Source organism: Methanosarcina sp. Kolksee (genome assembly GCF_000969945.1).
GTDB lineage: Archaea > Halobacteriota > Methanosarcinia > Methanosarcinales > Methanosarcinaceae > Methanosarcina > Methanosarcina vacuolata.
The window spans coordinates 790,323-808,085 of the sequence record NZ_CP009524.1; the positions used below are offsets into that span (position 1 = coordinate 790,323).

The 17,763-nt window shown below is 39.4% G+C and carries 18 protein-coding genes; 9 read left to right on the top strand and 9 right to left on the bottom strand.

Features of this window, described 5'->3' with window-relative positions; genetic code table 11:
• The first annotated feature begins 57 nt into the window (after positions 1 to 57).
• A complete protein-coding gene (locus tag MSKOL_RS03380; RefSeq protein WP_048153684.1) occupies positions 58 to 657 on the top strand; it encodes a hypothetical protein in 600 nt (199 codons plus the stop codon).
• A 224-nt stretch (positions 658 to 881) separates the two neighbouring features.
• Here the strand turns inward: MSKOL_RS03380 and MSKOL_RS03385 are convergent, their stop codons facing one another.
• Complete coding sequence (locus tag MSKOL_RS03385) at positions 882 to 1,625, bottom strand: cyclase family protein (protein WP_231592411.1); 744 nt, start codon at positions 1,623 to 1,625, stop codon at positions 882 to 884.
• 50 nt (positions 1,626 to 1,675) lie between these two features.
• Positions 1,676 to 1,861, bottom strand: coding sequence for a DUF362 domain-containing protein (locus MSKOL_RS19055; RefSeq protein WP_082091017.1), 186 nt, complete (start codon positions 1,859 to 1,861; stop codon positions 1,676 to 1,678).
• Between the two features lie 133 nt (positions 1,862 to 1,994).
• Here MSKOL_RS19055 and MSKOL_RS03390 point away from each other — a divergent pair, with 133 nt between their 5' ends.
• Both MSKOL_RS03390 and MSKOL_RS03395 read left to right on the top strand, forming a co-directional pair.
• Positions 1,995 to 3,056 (top strand): radical SAM protein, encoded by a 1,062-nt coding sequence (locus MSKOL_RS03390; protein WP_048153686.1) that lies wholly within the window; start codon positions 1,995 to 1,997, stop codon positions 3,054 to 3,056.
• A gap of 205 nt (positions 3,057 to 3,261) precedes the next feature.
• The gene (locus tag MSKOL_RS03395; protein WP_048153688.1) at positions 3,262 to 3,846 is read left to right on the top strand and encodes a metal-dependent hydrolase; all 585 of its coding nucleotides are present in this window, start codon (positions 3,262 to 3,264) and stop codon (positions 3,844 to 3,846) included.
• A 19-nt stretch (positions 3,847 to 3,865) separates the two neighbouring features.
• On the opposite strand, the gene MSKOL_RS03400 is transcribed toward MSKOL_RS03395, so the two are convergent.
• The 7 genes from MSKOL_RS03400 to MSKOL_RS03430 all read right to left on the bottom strand — a co-directional run bounded on the left by MSKOL_RS03400 (position 3,866) and on the right by MSKOL_RS03430 (position 11,266).
• A complete protein-coding gene (locus MSKOL_RS03400) occupies positions 3,866 to 4,387 on the bottom strand; it encodes an acyltransferase (RefSeq protein WP_229395459.1) in 522 nt (173 codons plus the stop codon).
• Between the two features lie 559 nt (positions 4,388 to 4,946).
• Positions 4,947 to 6,080, bottom strand: coding sequence for a DUF362 domain-containing protein (locus MSKOL_RS03405; protein WP_048153692.1), 1,134 nt, complete (start codon positions 6,078 to 6,080; stop codon positions 4,947 to 4,949).
• 246 nt (positions 6,081 to 6,326) lie between these two features.
• Positions 6,327 to 7,319: an NAD(+) synthase gene (nadE, locus tag MSKOL_RS03410; RefSeq protein ID WP_048153694.1), complete on the bottom strand. Its 993-nt coding sequence runs from the start codon at positions 7,317 to 7,319 to the stop codon at positions 6,327 to 6,329.
• 164 nt (positions 7,320 to 7,483) lie between these two features.
• The gene (locus MSKOL_RS03415; protein ID WP_048153696.1) at positions 7,484 to 8,521 is read right to left on the bottom strand and encodes a hypothetical protein; all 1,038 of its coding nucleotides are present in this window, start codon (positions 8,519 to 8,521) and stop codon (positions 7,484 to 7,486) included.
• Positions 8,502 to 9,980: a class I adenylate-forming enzyme family protein gene (locus MSKOL_RS03420; RefSeq protein ID WP_048153698.1), complete on the bottom strand. Its 1,479-nt coding sequence runs from the start codon at positions 9,978 to 9,980 to the stop codon at positions 8,502 to 8,504. Before MSKOL_RS03420 ends, MSKOL_RS03415 begins: the two co-directional genes overlap by 20 nt.
• Before the next feature lie 6 nt (positions 9,981 to 9,986).
• A complete protein-coding gene (locus tag MSKOL_RS03425) occupies positions 9,987 to 10,232 on the bottom strand; it encodes an acyl carrier protein (protein ID WP_048118143.1) in 246 nt (81 codons plus the stop codon).
• A 347-nt stretch (positions 10,233 to 10,579) separates the two neighbouring features.
• Entirely contained in the window at positions 10,580 to 11,266 is a 687-nt protein-coding gene (locus MSKOL_RS03430; protein WP_048153700.1) for a 4'-phosphopantetheinyl transferase superfamily protein, read from the bottom strand.
• Positions 11,267 to 11,846: 580 nt separating this feature from the next.
• On the opposite strand from MSKOL_RS03430, the gene MSKOL_RS03435 reads away from it, so the two are divergent.
• The 6 genes from MSKOL_RS03435 to MSKOL_RS03460 all read left to right on the top strand — a co-directional run bounded on the left by MSKOL_RS03435 (position 11,847) and on the right by MSKOL_RS03460 (position 17,574).
• Entirely contained in the window at positions 11,847 to 12,116 is a 270-nt protein-coding gene (locus MSKOL_RS03435) for a DUF2551 domain-containing protein (protein WP_048109002.1), read from the top strand.
• A 548-nt stretch (positions 12,117 to 12,664) separates the two neighbouring features.
• Entirely contained in the window at positions 12,665 to 13,543 is an 879-nt protein-coding gene (gene uppS / locus MSKOL_RS03440) for a polyprenyl diphosphate synthase (RefSeq protein WP_197078818.1), read from the top strand.
• 482 nt (positions 13,544 to 14,025) lie between these two features.
• Complete coding sequence (locus MSKOL_RS03445; protein ID WP_048153704.1) at positions 14,026 to 14,304, top strand: hypothetical protein; 279 nt, start codon at positions 14,026 to 14,028, stop codon at positions 14,302 to 14,304.
• Positions 14,305 to 14,403: 99 nt separating this feature from the next.
• Positions 14,404 to 16,419 carry a thioredoxin domain-containing protein gene (locus MSKOL_RS03450; RefSeq protein WP_369799533.1) on the top strand — a complete coding sequence of 672 codons (2,016 nt, stop codon included), beginning with the start codon at positions 14,404 to 14,406 and terminating at the stop codon, positions 16,417 to 16,419.
• 129 nt (positions 16,420 to 16,548) lie between these two features.
• Positions 16,549 to 16,779 (top strand): cytochrome b5 domain-containing protein, encoded by a 231-nt coding sequence (locus tag MSKOL_RS03455; protein ID WP_048118158.1) that lies wholly within the window; start codon positions 16,549 to 16,551, stop codon positions 16,777 to 16,779.
• A 246-nt stretch (positions 16,780 to 17,025) separates the two neighbouring features.
• A complete protein-coding gene (locus MSKOL_RS03460; RefSeq protein ID WP_048118162.1) occupies positions 17,026 to 17,574 on the top strand; it encodes an adenylate kinase family protein in 549 nt (182 codons plus the stop codon).
• The last annotated feature ends 189 nt before the right edge of the window (positions 17,575 to 17,763 follow it).

The window sequence follows — 17,763 nt, forward strand, 5'->3', positions numbered from 1 at the left end:
TATCTGTTTAAAACTCTACGTAAAATTTTTTATTGTGTACCGCATGTTAATTCTTATATGAAAAATCTTGCTTCAGACACTACGGCTGCAGATACTATCCCACTAAAACTTATTGTATATATTGGGCTGCTTGCAGTAGTGATGATTCTTGCCATTCAGGCCTGGCATACCGCGAGTCCTGTTCTGGAAGAGGCGCAAACTAAATCCCAGGTTGAGGCCGCTTCTCTGTCTATCCGTTCAATTCAGGAAGGATATGCTCGAGATTCTGTTGAGAGTCATAGTCCTGAAGGGACGATGTGTACCCTCAAATTTTCCTTTCCTGCTGCAGTCAGGTATATTAGCTTCGGAGTGGACCCTGATCCCGAATGCAATGGGCAACTGAACGATTCGGAATGGGTTACTGAAAACAACATCATTATCTACCAGTATAAAAACGGAGTTAAAAAGAGATTATTTCTTGAAGGAAAGCCGGTACACTTTATAAAAGGCGAGCAGGATTCAGAAGGAATATGGATGCCTTCAGGGAGCCAGGAAAATTCTCTGACGCCGTTATCTCTTGAAAAAACGGGAGTTGTAATCGAGTATCCTGTTTCAGGAGAATTTGTGTTTGAGCTGGTCATGCAGAACGGGACACGGTATACCATGTCTCATTTTTGAAGGATGCTATGTAGTTCAGAAATAAAAGATCAAAAGTGAAACCTCAAAAGTGAAACCTCAAAAGTGAAAATCAAAAATGAAAACTTAAAAGTGAAGAATCAAAGGCGGGGAATCAAAAGTCAGATCTCAAAAGTCAGATCTCAAAAGTCAGATCTCAAAAGTCAGATCTCAAAAGTGAAGAATCAAAGGTGAAAAATCAAAAGTAAGATCTCAAAAGTGAAAAATCAAGAGTAAGTAACCAACAAAGCTCTTGCCGGTGCGCCGTCACACCCTTCAATTTTAAGGGGTAGGCAGATGAAAAAATAGGTTCCGGCTTTTATGGAGCTGAGTTCAAGACATTCTACTATGTTCACATCACCTGAAAGAAGGATATGATGCGCAGGTAGAGTTTCGGAATAAAAATTATCCACAGAAAAACTATCAATTCCAACCGTCTTGAAGCCTTTTTCGACGATCCAGGCTGCTCCGCCTTCATCGAGATACGCAGAACCAGATTCTTCCTTCCCGAATTCCATGTTTTGAGAGTCTGACTCTTTACCAGGGGGACTAATCTTACCTGCACTGTTCGGTTTTCGGGAAAAAGCTTCTGTTTTCAGAAGTAGGATAGGGATATTTTCAGGAGCTCCCATGTTCCGGAAGGCCTTTTCAAGAATGTCAGCAGTCAGTTCGCCTGATTGTGATGAAAAATCGAGAATCAGGGCTGTGCCCATTAGGTGTTTGAGTTCCAGTTTGTCAATAGTCGGGCCATTTTTCAGGATATGAGAAGGAGCATCAACATGGGTGCCGGTATGACTTCCAAAACTTAACTTTGAGACAGCACAGCCTTCTTCTTCAAGAGTGCAGACCTTCTCAATTACAGGTATTGGGTCTCCCGGAAAAACCTGTGTAAAAGGAGAAATCGGGGTTGTAATATCTATAATTTTTCCGTTAATTGAAATCCTATTCACCTCAATTGGAATCTCTTCCACACTAACAGAAATTTCTCTATATCAATAGTAATCTTTTCTATGTTAACGCCTTATTCCATATAGATGATGGCTTTGTTCGTACATACGTCTATGCATTTCATACAACGTGTGCACTTATCTTGATCGATCTTTGAAATCTCGTTTTCCTCATAAATTGCGTCCACAGGGCAGACATCTTTGCATTTTCCACATCTTTTACAGCCAAAAACCACAACATATCCATTTTGTTCTGACATCAGTGTACCTTTAGAACCTTATGATTATATCAGTTTCTGAGAAAAGCTCCTTCTTTATAAAGGTGTCTCCATACTTTCAATCTGAAACCAAAAACAAGCCTTATATATAAAAAAAGAATATGCAAGTTCAGGTATGGAACAGTTCACTGAAGATGAAACCGGCTCTTTTTACAGTTATCTCTCTGAAGGGTGCAGACTCTGCCAGGAAGGTGCCAAAATGGTCCTTTTCGTAACAGGTCTTTGCCCCAGAAGCTGTTTTTACTGTCCGCTTTCCGATGAAAGGCAAGGAAAAGACCTTGTTTTTGCGAATGAAAGGCCAATAAATAGCGATGAAGATTTACTGAGAGAAGCTGAGCTTATGAATGCTCTTGGGACAGGAATTACAGGTGGAGAGCCCTTGCTGAAGCTCGAAAGAGTCCTGCATTACGTCCGAATGCTCAAAGCTTCTTTCGGAATAGAACACCACATCCATCTCTATACATCCCTGGCTCCTGGCAGGCAGATCCTTGAAAAGCTTGCAGATGCAGGACTTGATGAAATCCGTTTCCATCCACCGCAGGAATGTTGGGAAAATCTTAAAAACAGTCAATATGTAGGTGTTCTGCAAAACGCAAAGGAGCTCGGAATCAAAGCCGGAATAGAAATTCCTTCTCTAGAAGGAGCAGAAAAAGTTGCAGCTTTTGCCAAAGAAATGGGAGTTTTCCTTAACCTGAATGAACTCGAATTTTCGGATAATAACTCTGAAGCCCTCCTGAAAAATGGCTTTTGCCTTGAATCCGACACGTCCAGTGCGGCTGCCGGTTCCTGTAAATTTGCCAAAATTGCCTTTGCGAAATGTAAAAAGACCCATTTTTGTTCCTCAATTTATAAGGATGCAGTCCAGCTCCGCAAAAGATTTCAACGGATCGCAAAGAACACTGCAAGGGAGTTTGACGAAATCACCGACGATGGTACTCTTGTATACGGTGTAATTGAAGGGGGAGACCAGGAACTTGCAGAAAAAACTCTGCAGAACATGGAAATTCCATCCGAATTGTATGAAATAAAAGATGGAAAAATCGAGATCGCATGGTGGGTACTTGAAGAGTTAAAAGAAGACATTAAAGAAGAACTGGAACCTTCCGGGTCAAGGCTTATTATTATTGAAAGATACCCATTCGACGACGGAATGCTTGTTGAGCTGATTCCTCTTTAAGATTAGTCTCCGGGTAAATAAGTGGACAAGGAAAAATTCTTTCCTGAATTAATGAGGTGTCTTTAAAGTTAATTAGCTCCTGTAAAAATCTGTTTTAAGGAAAAATATCACCGGCGCACCAATTTTAAAAAATTTTAAATAGTCGGGGGCCAACTCTATGTAAATTTAAAAATCATTACTTTAAAAAAATCCTAAGTGTTTTCTTATGCCTTATCCGGTTGTACATGTACTATTCTTCGTATTCTGTATAAGTGCAATAGCAGTCTTTGCTGCTGGCAGATCGTTTTTTCGAGGGGAACTCTCTCTTAAGAGTGCAACGAATTTAATATTTCTGCTGTCCGTAGGCAGTATCTGTTCCTTATTCCCGGATATCGTGGTTATTCACAGCTTGCTTGTAAACGGTAATATGGAGCATTGCTGGGCTGGCCCGATTCCAACACATTCACTTTTATTCAGTCTTCTCGCAGTCCTGTTCGGGATCGTTTCAGGATACGCTAAATACAGGGAGACTGGCAGGGCGATGTATCTGGGACTTCTTGCAGAGGCTGCATTTGTTTCTCACCTGTTGCTCGATGACATCAGCGAAGGCGGCTGTGAGTACCTTTATCCATTATACGAGAAAAAGATCAGTGTATTTTCAATGATGGACATAGGTTTTCGGGGGGCCGGAATTTTTGATTACCTTATGGCATCCTTTGTATCGGTCTTTTTTGTTTGTTCTATAATAATGATGGCACTCTTTGCCCTGAGTAAGTACGGTTTTGAGCTAAACTACAAAGACGAAAAATAAAACAGTGAATGTATTAAAATCAGGTTTTAAGTTCACCTACGCCTTCAAGTTTTTTAACAACTCTTGCAGGATAGCCCAGGGCAAGACTATTTGGAGATATATCGCGGCTAACTACAGATCCGATACCTATTATTGAGTTATCCCCTATTTCAACACCCTGCGTGATTATACATCCTGGATTCACAGAGACTCCACTTCCGATTTTTATGGGAGCCATAGTTCTCGGGTATGCCTGTCTTGTAGTCAAACTTCCTCTAGTATGTGCAGATAATATGCACCTATCGCCGATTTCAGAGTAATCTCCTACCGTGATTAATTCAGGGTGTATCCTATCAAAAATCACGTCATAGCCGACATATACATTCTCCCCGAGATTTACACCCCGCATCCTGTGTAATTTAGCTCTCCATGAAGGAATGGGAGCGCTTGAAGCAAGCCGTTCCAGAATCCAGTTTTTAAAATATTTAATGCCAAAAAGAAGTTTATTACTGTGATAATGGTCCGCGATTTCGCAAAAGGTTACTTGATCTCGATTAGACACTAAAGTAGTCGTGCGAATACCCCCATTTCCCTCTAAAATTATTTTATGCTATTTTCCGATCTATATTATTTCTTTATCAAATTGTTTTATACCGTTTATTTCTCAAATTATTTATAATGTTTTTATCAGATTTTTTATGCGATTTTTTTCATTGGTGTTTTAGAGTCTATCTGAAAAGTGATTATCTGCTGTAACTTTAACAATAGGAAATTATGTAAAACCGGAACTGATACTTTGATATTATAGATCTATCATGATTTTTCAACATGCATTACTGACTTTTCGGATAGACTCTTAATAATATTAATAAATAAATCGATAAATAAATAAATAAATAAATAAATAAATAAATAAATAAATAAATAAATAAATAAATAAATAAATAAATAAATCGAGAAATAACAAATAAATATATAAATAAATCGATAAATAAATCTATAAATAAATTCATATAGTCAATAATTAATTTTGACGTTGGCAATCTGTTAAATACACTAATTTCCAGCCTGCTTAATTAACAGACTCCCAGACGACTCTTCTATTTACTGGAAATTTTTCATTAACTTTTGCTTCTGCTCACAAGCTTCATAAGCAGTGATTTTTTTAATTCTACCGCATCGTTAGGGCAAAGTTCGCGGCAGCAATAACAGTGAATGCATTTTTCCTCGTTAATTTTGAGTGTCCTGTTTATTTCCTCAATTGCATGCACTGAACAGTTTGAAACGCAGGCTTTGCAAAGTGCACAGTTTGAAGTGTTAATAATTGGCCTTACAGCTAACTGCTTTCGAAGGATTTTCTTAAGGAAAGCTGGTATATAAGCCGTAATTCCACCTTCAGGGCTTTTGAACCTGACCTTTACTTTTTCCAGAGGCGTCCCTACAATTTCAGGATGCTCGGTCCCGAATCCTCTTTCTAATGCAGCTTTATTTGTAGGGACTTTCAAGGGATCGATTCCTATAAGTTCGGAGGCTACAATATCCAGGGCTACGCAGTCATAACTTGCCATAATCACGCCTGAAAAGACAGGTGTACCATTGGAGGGACCATTTCCTTCCATTCCGACCACCCCGTCCATAACTGCAAGCTGGGGCTTGACAACAGAATATATATCAACAACTGCTTCCCCAAAACGGTGGCGGTCTTCCAGGAAATGAGCCTGTTTTCTGGTTTTTTGAGGTACGGCACCGAAGAAATTTTTGACTGCTCCTGTATACAATGTGAGTTCATGGGTCTTGAGCTTTGGAAGCGAGATTACTACATCTGCTTCGAGTACAGCTTTTGAGATGTACAGATGAGAAAACTGCCTTGCACCTGGAACATCAACCTCAACAAAACCTGAGGTCTCAAAATTGATAAGCTCAACTCCATGGTCGGAAGCAACACCCTCAATGCCGGACGCTTTAAGAGCCTGCGAAGTCGTAGTAAATCCGGGTTTTACAATGCCGGATCCATCTCCTATAACTGGAATGCCTCCGGCTTCTGAGACAAGTTCGCACATAGCGGACACTATCGCTGGATGGGTGGTAACGGCATCCTCCGGCGGCCGGATAGAAAGCACATTGGGTTTGAGGAGGACGCGGCTTCCAGGAGCTATAACTTTCTCAAGCCCACCTATCAGGTTTAATGCTTCCTTTACCGCTTCTTTCGCATTCGAGTATTCCTGGCATTCAACAATTGAGACCCTTGTATTCATATTCACACTTTTAAATTAGTGATAAAGTATAATTTCTCACGAAAGTCGAAGCAGGAAGTCCACTGCTTTAGCTGTTGGTAGTTGACAATGTTATGTGAAAGCAACCTGCCAGAAAGGTTTCCAGTAGTTTACAGGCAGATACTTGCTGCATACAAAGCCCTGTCTCGAATTTAGGCAAATCCCTGAAGTCCTGATTTTAGCCATATTTTAGCCGGTATAACTTTTTCTACAGGCTTTTTTTGCAATTTACCTGTTAATGTAGCAAACAGGCGGCGCGGCTCGTATATATTCTGTGTTATCTTTTATTCTACTGATATGCCTCTGGGCTTTTTCTATTGTCTCTCTGGACAACCCGGTGCTCTTTTCAATTGCCTGCAGAGGTAAATGGTGCTCCTGGGCATACAGTAGTTGATCCATGATCTGAATCGGCATGCGCCAGTAGAATTCCTCGTCAGTTGTGTAATGGCTCCAGGTATCAGCACTTGGAGGACGCTTTATGATCTCTTCATTAACATTGAGCAACTTCCCAAGAGCATAAACCTGGACTTTATAGCAGTCCGCCAGAGGCTCAAGATCTACGCCTCCATCCCCATATTTCACAAACTGGCCAAGGACCATTTCGGTCTTGTTGGTCGTACCGCAAACTGCGTAATTCATCGTTTCGGCATACATATATTGAACGAGCATTCTGGATCTCTGTTTAACACCCTGCAATCCTATTAATTCAAGATAATCAGTCGCTTTTAGCCGGTACTTCCCAACAGTTTCACCATTTTTCACAAGGCGGATATAAGGAACATTTAGCAGTCCAGTGTTGAGAAAATCAGGCAGCATCAACGACGTTTTATGTATTCTGGCATCATACTCCGGGCAGGCTTTCTTTATAATCTGTTCTTTCTTATCATAGATATTAAGCGATCTTAGAATAGGAGAGATCGGCACTTCTTCATACGACACACCCAGGCTTTCACAGATCTCTGCTCCCAGAGTCTTGCTGGAAGGGGCAGATTCTTCTTCAGGAAGGAGAAGTCCATACACGTTTTCTTTTCCGAGTTCCTGTACACATAGGGTAAGTATCACTGCGGAGTCAATACCTCCCGAAACCCCTATAACGACTCCTTTTTTCTTAAAACCCGTTACCTGATCTCTAATAAAACCTCTGAGCTTTAAAGCTATATTTTCAATATTCCCATTGAGTTCTTCCATTATATTCATGCTCATTTCTTCTGTAATCTGCATAACATTACCCCCTCAAATAATCAGATTTTTAAAATTAGACTGTTCAAGTTCGACTGTTTAGGTTAGACTGTTCAAGTTCGACTGTTTAGGTTAGACTGTTCAAGTTAGACTGTTCAAGTTAGACTGTTCAAATTAACTGGTATGGTTTAATCTTTATCTTATAATCAGATTTTAACAAGTATTTTTTGTGATTTTTTTACTTTCAGTTCAAGCTTTCTTGCAGCCTCTTCTATCAATGGCTGTGACAGTTCCTGGTTAATTTTTTCAAGCCCTTCTTCCCTTGACATTTCCCCGCTTCGAACAAGCCCTGCTACGTCAAAGGCATATGGATGAAACCCATACTTCTCCATGTGATTGTAGCAGGCAAAGGAGTTCAACGTACAGTTAGTTGAATTGCTGTCACTGATTCCCGGAAGTTCCCACCCGACTTCCAGAAGGGTTTCAAGCACTTTGTCTTCACTGTAATCCCACAGGCACAGAGGATGCAGAATACTCGGAACGTTTTCACCTGTGTTCTCAAGAACTTCTTTTTTCAGGAGGAATATTTCATCCTTATCATCAATACCTATTTTCTGAAGCTGTTTTTCAAATAAGCTTCTAGACCACTGGATAAAATTGACTGATAGGTTGATTATGGGATTAGGAGACTGTCCAGCTGTAAAGGCAAATACAACGAAGGGTGCTTTTTGAATAATAGCCTGCTCTATCAATTTCTGTTTAATAATAGTGATGCAAACGTTGCATATATCACTGGCTCGATATTTGGCAAACTTTGGAAATGCATCGTATGACTCTGCAGCTTTTCGGAATGTATCATAAAGAATTTCCTTTTCCATTGTCAACTGGAAATAATCGCATCCTGTGATCTTGCACATTTTTTTTGCATTTATTATTGCGTTTTCCGAAGTGAACCCGTTATCGAACTGCACAGCCAGTACCTTAAGGAAAGGATAGTCTTTTTTGAGCTTGTAGAGTGTGTAAGACGAATCTTTCCCACCTGAAAGTGCATAAATTATATCGTAGTTCCCCTTTCCCCCGTACTGCTCAAAAAGTTCTTCTATTCTGGCCAGGTATTCTTTTTTTTCCTGTGAACTAAGAGGAGTATATGTCTCACAGAAGTGGCAGAGGCCTGTTTCCTCATTAATTTGTATACCTGGAATCTCGGAATCCAGAACACACTTTTTACATACTAGCTTTGACATGTTTGTATTCCTCTATAATGGATCGATTGGATATCTTCCCATTCTCGCTCAAGGGAAGGTGATCAATGAATAGTATTTCTCTTGGGCACAGGTAGCCTGGCAGGCTATTTCGGCAGAACGCAAACAGCTTTTCAATTTCTGTCCCTGCTCCGGGTATGACCATGAGGCTAATTGCGGTCCCCATAAGCTCATGGTGCACAGGCACGACAAAAACTCTGGATCCTTCGTTATTTTCCTCTATATTTCTCTCAATTTCTCTTGGGTTAATGCGATGATCACCGATTTTTATAAGATCATCCTTGCGTCCCAGTAGTTTGATATATCCGTTGGGTAATTTCTGTGCGAGGTCGCCGGTATGCAGCCACCCGTTTATAATTCTCATTTCAGTGGCGATTTCATCATCCAGATAACCCAGCATAATGTTGTCTCCTGTAGCAACCAGTTCACCCGTAATATTAGGTTTTGCTGGTCTGTACTCGGAATCAAAGACATCCAGTGTAACCCCTGGAATTGCTTTTCCTATAGTGCCAACGAACTCATCTACATCTTCTGCTGGCAGGTAAGCAAGCCTTGCCGTAGCTTCAGTTTGCCCATACATAGGCAGAATCTCCAGATCTGGAGTTAATCCCCTTATATCTTTTACAATATCCTTATCCATCCCTCCACCTGCCGATGCAGCGGTTCTAACGCCTGCAAAGACCCTTTTGAATCTATCCGGATATCGAAGGAGTATACGGTAGGTACTGGGTACCCCATAGAATATTGATACACCTGACCCTATAAGGTTGAAAACAGAGTCTATAAAATTCATATTTCCAATCCTGATTGAACTGCCAGATACCAGATGGGAGTTAATTATGGAATTCCCAAAAGCGTGATGTGGGGATATCACCAGTGCTCCTTTCTCTCTGGAAGTTATCCTGAGTACCTTTATTATTGATTCTGCATTTGATGCCAGATTTCGGTCGCTTAACATTACCCCTTTTGGGGTGCCTGTCGTGCCTGAAGTGTAAAGAACCAGTTGTAGTTCCGGATTATTTTTTTCGACTTCAATCTTCTTGCGCAAAATCTCTCCAGAAGTATTGCCGGAAATAACTATTACAGTTCCAAAACGCTCAAAAAAATCCTCTCCAAATCTTGAATACTGTGTATCGGTTGCGATGATATTGTTGACATGGGCAGCATCAAGGATTTTCTCAAGACTGAATTTGGGAAATTCTGTTGGTAGAGGAATTGCGATATTAACAGATCGATATACTGCCATGAGTATTTTCACATATAGTATGCCTGATTCGGCCAGTATTGCAAATCGGCAGTGGTTAAAATCCATTAAAGGCGAAGCAATAGAGTTTATATCATTGTCAAGGCAGTCATAGGAAATTGAACTTTTTCCCTCTTCCAGGGCAATGCTTTGAGGAGTTTTTCTAGCGTACTCAGTGATATACGCATCAATTCGCATGACTTTTCACTTCGCCAGTTTAGTTATCATATTAGTGATTCCCTGCAGTGAATCAAAGTTTTCCGGTGTCAGCATATCTTCAGGAATCTCTATAGAATATTTTTCACAGATATAGTCCATAAGCTCAAGCAAGCCAATGGAATCTATAATACCGGTTTGAGTGAGAGAATCATTATCTTTCAAACTGCTGTTACTGTCCATAAAAGAATTAGCCTTTAAGTAACCGACTATATCATTCTTTATTTGTTCCATTTATTAATACCCCCAGCGTTTTGTTTAGCGGACCAGTGATCATAAATAACGCATTTCTGCCCATAATGACGTGAGTCCCAAGAGATAATTACGTAATACAACTATATAAATAATTTGAGTCACTTCATGGCTGATAAAAACGCTGGTGGAGACAAAATTCAAGTAAAGTCAATTGCTTGCATTCGGATTCATTGGATGATATCCTTTATTCACACAATAAAAATATATATTTAGTATATTCTCCATACAATCGGCTATTCATATGCGCACAGATAAACCCGAAAAACATAGAAAAATGTGCAGAATTTTAAACTACTTTTTTAAACTTTAAATTTCATAGAAAATCTTCAGTCCCAGTTACATTCGATTTTTTGAAGACGATTTATATCGATGATGTGCGATTCCGAACAGGTTACAATAGAGAATAAATATTTGTTGTCTATAATCCAAGTTAAATAATTAACACTGTTGAGGTCCAGTTCTCTATTAAAAATGAGATGCATCTTTTTGTTTGAAAACTTGGAATATGCTTCTTTTAAAGTCCATATTTTTAAAAAATCGGTTTCATCTACAGTTTCGTCCATGAGTGAAGTTTTCTTATACAGGTTTTTAATAATACTTTTAAGAGACAGCTTTCTCACAAGTTCAATATCAATACCAACATCAACCTTTGAGATTGCAAGGGCTGCAAGGCTCTCGGTATAAGATATACAAATGCATAGTTCATTGTGGTTAAGGACACAGACCTTCCCATTTTCGTTTTTGTATGTGGATATTTCGGAGGCGGATCGCTCATTAGCAACCTTGCATATGATATGTTTTAAAACCGTTCTGGAGACAATATATCTTTTCTTAAAGTGGTTTGTCTTCAACCTCTCGAGATATTCCAGTTCTATCTTGCTGAGGTAACTTGTATTGAATGTATCATAATTATCCAGGTCAACAAGAAAAACAAGAACATCACTTTGTTGCCACAGGTAAGGGATATGTTCAAGAGAAACAGGGAAAGGCAACTTTAAATAATCGTTGTACATGTAGTCCACTTACATATGCTAGGTTTAGTATATAGTTTCCACGCTCTTCATGTATTGATATTTACTGAAGAAGGATTCAAAGGCCGGATCGAGAAAAACTCCTGCCCTACCTCAATCTTATCCGGAAAGTGCTTCTAGAGTTGCAGGTGCCGGGCCCAGCTTTGTAATTTCCACTTCTATGTGATGTATCTTTGTCGTTTATGCTTAGATTTATAGCTAAGTTTCGTATAAATTATTCCTAATTCTTTAACATACTTTACAGTTCTCAAACTTCCTTAAGCATCGAGATCGGAGAATTTTAATCTGAAAAAAACGTGGATTATTTACTGCCGCTGACAGTGTGCTAAAACTTATGTGTTAATATTAAATTTGTACTTTATATAAATAATTCAAAAAAGCAATCCTAAAATATATAAACGATAAGGATATAGGGTATTCGTTTCTTAGCGCCTCTACTCAGAGGTCGTATACTTTTTATAACTAAAAGAATAGTGAACAATATAATGCTAAATCAATATAATTCAATCATTAACTGAGGTGTCCGAAACTGCAAACTGCGGAAGAAAGGGTAAGAGCGAGATTGATCAAGTATCTCGGCAGGGATGAAAACGGGATACGCAAGGTTGTGCTCAATCTCTTCCTGACCGGAGACAAGTTCACCACCGGTGAAGTTTACGATTACCTGGATAAAGGAAATTTTGAGGTAAGCTACCGTGGAGTCTCGGCTATGGTCGGGCTTATGAATACAAGGCTCGGGATCTTGAGCATAAATGTCACCGGAGATCACAACGTCTATTCCCTGAAAGAAAGTTATAAAAACATTGTTGGCTCTGTGCTTGAAAACTACTGAGCCACTCTTCTCGCTATCTGTTTTTAGGTAACAATTTTGAAACTGCTTACTGATTCTGCTAAAGTAGCGAAAATAATGGAGTGACTGCAGGTTTTGAATCTTGCTTCGAGATACTATGATTTACTTCACGCAAAAACTGGGAAGATGGGAGAGCTGGAGGCTTCTAAAATTTAATTCAACAAAACGAGCTGTAGTGCATTCAATTTTTACGTCTGACATAGATTCTCAGTGTAAACAGCCGATTCCAACACTCAAAATCACTTTTCTGAATGCCATGTTCCGAGTAATCAATCGATTTTCTAATCACAAAAATAGTTTTTAAGTTTTACTAATTTGAGGACAAAATTGGTTTGGGGATGGACTCAACAAATAGAATTATTAAGCAAAAGAGATATTAATATCTTGGACAAGAGAATGCGTTAAGCTTTATTAAGCGAGAAATCTACGCGGATAGTCTTCAAATCTGGATATTTTCAGGAGGAAAACGCATAAAAAAATTAAATGTTATACCTGAGAGAAGGGGAATCTTTCGTGCAGGGCTCCGTCTTTTGAAAAACCGCATCTTCAGTGTATTTTATAATGAGTATGAGCGAAGGCTCCAGAGAAAGGTTCTGAATTCAGAAATCCCGCAACATATAGCTGTTATATGTGATGGAAACCGTAGGTATGCAGGGCAAATGGGAAAGGATTCAAATTTCGGACATGTAATGGGGGGAGAAGCTACAGAAAGAGTAATTGAGTGGTGTTATGAGATCGGGGTAAAGCAGCTTACTCTCTACGCTTTTTCTACAGAAAATTTTAAGCGCTCCGAAGAAGAAGTCGACAAGATCTTCAATGTTATTAACGAAAATTTACTGAAACTTTACTCTGACCCAAGGACACACGAAAAAGAGACACAGGTTCGCGTCATAGGAGACAGGTCAAAATTACCTGCTTTTCTGAATGAATCAATTGAAAATATAGAAGAAGCCACCAAAAACTACGGAAAGTTTTACCTGAACGTTGCCATTGCCTATGGAGGCAGGCAGGATATCATTCAGGCAGTCCGCGATATTGCAGTCTGTATTTCCAATGGGAAACTCTCTCTTGAGGAAGTGAATGAAAGCCTAATTTCAAAACATCTGTATCCGGCCCCAGGGGTCTCGGTTCCTAATGTGGATCTTGTCATCCGCACCGGAGGCGATGAAAGGGTTTCAAATTTCCTTCCATGGCAGGCTAACGGAAGTGAATGTGCAGCTTACTTCTGTGCTCCTTTCTGGCCAGAATTCAGAAAAATCGATCTTCTTCGCTCGGTTAGGGTATATCAAGCTAGAGAAGCCGAAAAAAAGCAGGAGCAATCATATAGAGTCTCAAAGGTTGTAAATTTCCTGAAAATGGGAACTCGTGAGGAAAAAAGCGAAGAGTTTGGGCAACCTCAGTCCATTTAAAAGCAAGCAATCTCATGAAATGTTCCGTAGTTGCAGCTATCTAAAAAAATAGCATAAAATAGTGCCATGTCAGTTAATTAACTTTTTTTCTAAACTATAAAGTGCAGGAACTTTAATATGAAACGAATCTCCATGTTTCGGAAGTTTCCTGCCTATATTGCTTCTAAAATAGCTGGTCTGACTTATTAATTTACTAGTAAATAACTTCTCTTCGAATACCGATATATTGATATTCAGGAGACGAGTATTTAAAGTGGGGAAATTTGGCTGTACCTAATTTTTCAGTTTAAAGACTTACAAGAAACTTGAATAAAATTATCATTGTATTAGGGACAGATTAATCCACTCCAGAGTTTGCCATTCATTAGCATGAAAATGCTGCCATCTGCAAGCATTTTCATTGGTTGTGCATGTTATTCAAAGAATATCATGTTCGTTCAGCATGAAATTTATGGAGATAGGTTTAGACCAGGGGAGTTAGAATGGATATTATTAACGAGTTTAATCTGCGTTCCGGCAGGACTTATTTTGAAAAAGCAGGGAAATCGAAACATGCCATATCTGTAAATTCGGGGCAAGTTCATCGTCAGTATCGTTTAAAACTATTGGAAACTGAGAAAATAACTGATAAAGAAACTGCTAAGGCATCTCTTTCAGGTTTGCAGGCAATAATGGCTCTCAGAATCTTTTTCAGGGAAAACGTAGGGATATCCAAAGTCCTTAAAGAAAGAATGCTTGTCTGGCAAGAAATAAAAGCCTGAAGAAAAGTTGGAGGGATTTTACTGGGAAAAGAAAACAAAAAACCTAACCGTCTGATAAATGAAAAGAGCCCATATCTCCTCCAGCATGCATATAATCCTGTGGACTGGTATCCCTGGGGAGAAGAAGCTTTTGAGAAAGCCAGAAAAGAAAATAAACCTATTTTTCTATCAATTGGATATTCCACCTGCCACTGGTGTCACGTAATGGCACATGAGTCATTTGAGGATGAAGAGGTAGCAAGACTCATGAACAGGGCTTTTGTTTGCATAAAAGTAGACCGCGAAGAACGGCCGGACATTGACAATGTTTATATGACAGTCTGCCAGATTATTCTTGGAAGAGGTGGCTGGCCTCTTAATATCATCATGACCCCAAACATGAAGCCTTTTTTTGCAGGAACCTATATCCCTAAAAATTCTCGTTTTAGCCAGACAGGAATGCTCGAGCTTGTGCCTCGAATAGAGGAAATCTGGGACAGGCAGCACGAAGAGGTCCTTGAGTCGGCTGATAAAATCACGTTTACGATCCAGAATATGATCTCAGAGTCAGCAGGAGAGGGCATAGGGGAGTCAATAATGGAGGAAGCTTATGAAGAGCTACTGACGTCCTTTGATAACGAATATGGTGGTTTCGAAAGAGCTCCCAAATTTCCTACTCCACACAAAATATTCTTTTTGCTCCGATACTGGAGACGTAGCGGGAACCCTGAAGCTCTTCATATGGTTGAATATACCCTGGAAAATATGTACAGGGGAGGAATCCATGACCACCTGGGTTCGGGTTTTCACCGTTACTCTACAGATAATACATGGATTGTCCCTCACTTTGAAAAGATGCTATACGACCAGGCTCTTATTGCAACTGCATACACAGAAATTTATCAGGTTACCGGAAAGAGACTGTATAAGGAAGCAGCAGAAGGGATTCTTGACTATGTGTTAAGAGATCTGATATCTCAGGAAGGCGGATTTTATTGTGGGGAAGATGCTGATGTAGAAGGGGAAGAAGGAAAGTACTATCTCTGGACTTTAGAAGAAGTCCGAAAGGTTCTCAGTCCCGAGGAGTCAGAACTGATTACAAAGGTGTTTAATCTCAGTGAAAGAGGTAACTTTGAAGAAGAAATAAGAGGTAAGAAAACCGGGACTAATATTTTTTATATGTCTCGTTCTCTCGAATCGCTTGCTGTCGAACTGAATATTCCTGCTGACGACGTTGAGAGCCGGGTAAAAATGGCTAAAGAAAAACTCCTGTTATCCCGAAATAAACGTAAAAGACCTGCAAAAGATGACAAGATTCTAACTGATTGGAATGGACTTATGATTGCAGCTCTTGCAAAAGGTTTCCAGGCCTTTGGCGAGGAGAGATACCTGAAAGCTGCCGAAAAAGCTGCGGATTTCATTCTCATGAAACTTTACAGTCCCGATGGGCGATTGCTTCATCGATATCGAGACGGAAAATCCGGTATTTCCGGAACGGCCGATGACTATGCATTTCTGGTCCATGGACTCCTGGAACTTTACGAGGCAGGATTTAAACTGGATTATCTTAAAGCAGCCCTTTGCCTTAACAGAGAATTTCTCAATCACTTCTGGGATCCCGTTCAGGGGGGATTTTTCTTTACTGCTGACGACAGCGAGTCACTTATTTTCAGGAAAAAAGAGTTTGCGGATGCAGCCATACCTTCAGGAAATTCTATTGAGATGCTGAATCTTCTGAGGCTTTCCAGAATAACTGCAGATTCCGAGCTGGAAGATAGAGCTCAAGGGCTTGAACGCGCTTTTTCAAAACTCATCAAAAAAATCCCCTCCGGGTATACGCAGTTCTTATCAGCTCTTGATTTTGGTCTGGGCCCAGCTTATCAAGTTGTAATTGCCGGAAAGCATGAATCCACGGACGCTGGACAGATGCTCGAAGAACTCTGGACGTACTTTATTCCTAATAAAGTGCTGATATTCAGACCTGAAGGAAAGGATCCCGAAATTACAAAGCTGGCAAAATATACGGAAGAACAGGTTCCTATAGATGGAAAAGCTACTGCGTATGTCTGCCAGAACTTTCAATGTCAACTTCCTACTACTGAGGTCAATGAGATGTTAAGAATGTTAAATGTGTGACTGCAATTGAAACTGAAAGCTTTAGTCAAATGAGTTATTAAAATTAAAATTAAAATTAAAATTAAAATTAAAATTAAAATTAAAATTAAAATTAAAATTAAAATTAAAATTAAAATGGAGAGATGGAAATTGAAAGAATACACACTTGAAGAACTTGCAGAGTATAATGGTAAAAATGGAAAGATTTATGTTGCCTATCAGGGCCAGGTCTATGATGTCTCAGACAGCTATTTATGGGAGGATGGTATACACCAGGGACTTCACGATGCCGGAAAAGACCTTACTGAAGAAATAGACGAGGCACCTCATGGGCCTGAAATGTTTAAGGACTTTCCTGTTATCGGGACTTTGAAAGAATAAAGTGGTTTGAACTACACATCTCTTGGTTAGAAATATGTTGTTGAGTGTTTGCTCGAAAGGTATAAAACTGGCATATCAGAAAAATATAAAACTGGCATATCAGAAAAATATAAAACTGGCATATCAGAAAAGTATAAAACTGGTGTATCATGAAGATTTAGACTGGTGTGTTATGTAAAAAATATTTTTCGAATAATTTTTAAGGGCTGCATTAAGTATAATTGATATAAATCCATTCTTTTTTCCATGTTAATAGGACTCACCGGTACGCCAGGGACTGGAAAAACTTCTGTAAGTAAGTTTCTTGAAAGAAAAAGGCACTGGAAAGTAATCCACCTTAACGAAATGATCAAAGAAGAGCATCTTTACACCGAGATCGATGAGGAAAGGGATGCGGTTATTGCGGATATGGAACTTGTCAGACAGCGTCTTAAAGAGATGATTAATGGAAAGGAAAATGAGCTAATAATTCTTGAGAGTCATCTTGCCCATTACATCGCAGATATCGTGATTGTACTTAGGCTGTATCCTGCTGAGTTAAAATTAAGGCTGGAAGAGCGTGGCTATTCGGAAGAGAAAATAAGGGAAAATATTGAGGCCGAAGCTCTCGATGTGATCCTGGTTGAAGCCTTTGAATGGTGTAAGAATGTTTTTGAGATAAATACAACAGGAAAGAGCATTGAAGAGACAGGACAACACATAGAAAAAATAGTAGATCATATTTTAAGTGGCAGTGAAGAAGAATTGTTGGACTATAAACCCGGATCAATTGATTGGATTGATCTTGTTCCTTAATTGTTTGGAACTTGATTATTTCTGAATTAAATAGAGGAGGAAATTGGTAAGGGATGTGGGGACTGGATCCCCGGAAGATTAACACTTCCTTTTCCCTTAAATTGCTCCGTTACAACAGGCAGGACAATCGCCTGATGAACATTTTTAGCATCTGACTTTAATCTTAACGATTGCACAATCGGTTTTTCC

Excerpts from the sequence above, each read along its gene's own strand:
- MSKOL_RS19055 (WP_082091017.1), bottom strand. The coding sequence starts at position 1,861 with ATGTCAGAACAAAATGGATATGTTGTGGTTTTTGGCTGTAAAAGATGT.
- nadE (WP_048153694.1), bottom strand. The coding sequence starts at position 7,319 with ATGCAGATTACAGAAGAAATGAGCATGAATATAATGGAAGAACTCAAT.
- MSKOL_RS03405 (WP_048153692.1), bottom strand. The coding sequence starts at position 6,080 with ATGAATACAAGGGTCTCAATTGTTGAATGCCAGGAATACTCGAATGCG.
- MSKOL_RS03425 (WP_048118143.1), bottom strand. The coding sequence starts at position 10,232 with ATGGAACAAATAAAGAATGATATAGTCGGTTACTTAAAGGCTAATTCT.
- MSKOL_RS03430 (WP_048153700.1), bottom strand. The coding sequence starts at position 11,266 with ATGTACAACGATTATTTAAAGTTGCCTTTCCCTGTTTCTCTTGAACAT.
- MSKOL_RS03395 (WP_048153688.1), top strand. The coding sequence starts at position 3,262 with ATGCCTTATCCGGTTGTACATGTACTATTCTTCGTATTCTGTATAAGT.
- MSKOL_RS03380 (WP_048153684.1), top strand. The coding sequence starts at position 58 with ATGAAAAATCTTGCTTCAGACACTACGGCTGCAGATACTATCCCACTA.
- MSKOL_RS03445 (WP_048153704.1), top strand. The coding sequence starts at position 14,026 with ATGGATATTATTAACGAGTTTAATCTGCGTTCCGGCAGGACTTATTTT.
- MSKOL_RS03390 (WP_048153686.1), top strand. The coding sequence starts at position 1,995 with ATGGAACAGTTCACTGAAGATGAAACCGGCTCTTTTTACAGTTATCTC.
- MSKOL_RS03420 (WP_048153698.1), bottom strand. The coding sequence starts at position 9,980 with ATGCGAATTGATGCGTATATCACTGAGTACGCTAGAAAAACTCCTCAA.
- MSKOL_RS03415 (WP_048153696.1), bottom strand. The coding sequence starts at position 8,521 with ATGTCAAAGCTAGTATGTAAAAAGTGTGTTCTGGATTCCGAGATTCCA.
- MSKOL_RS03460 (WP_048118162.1), top strand. The coding sequence starts at position 17,026 with ATGTTAATAGGACTCACCGGTACGCCAGGGACTGGAAAAACTTCTGTA.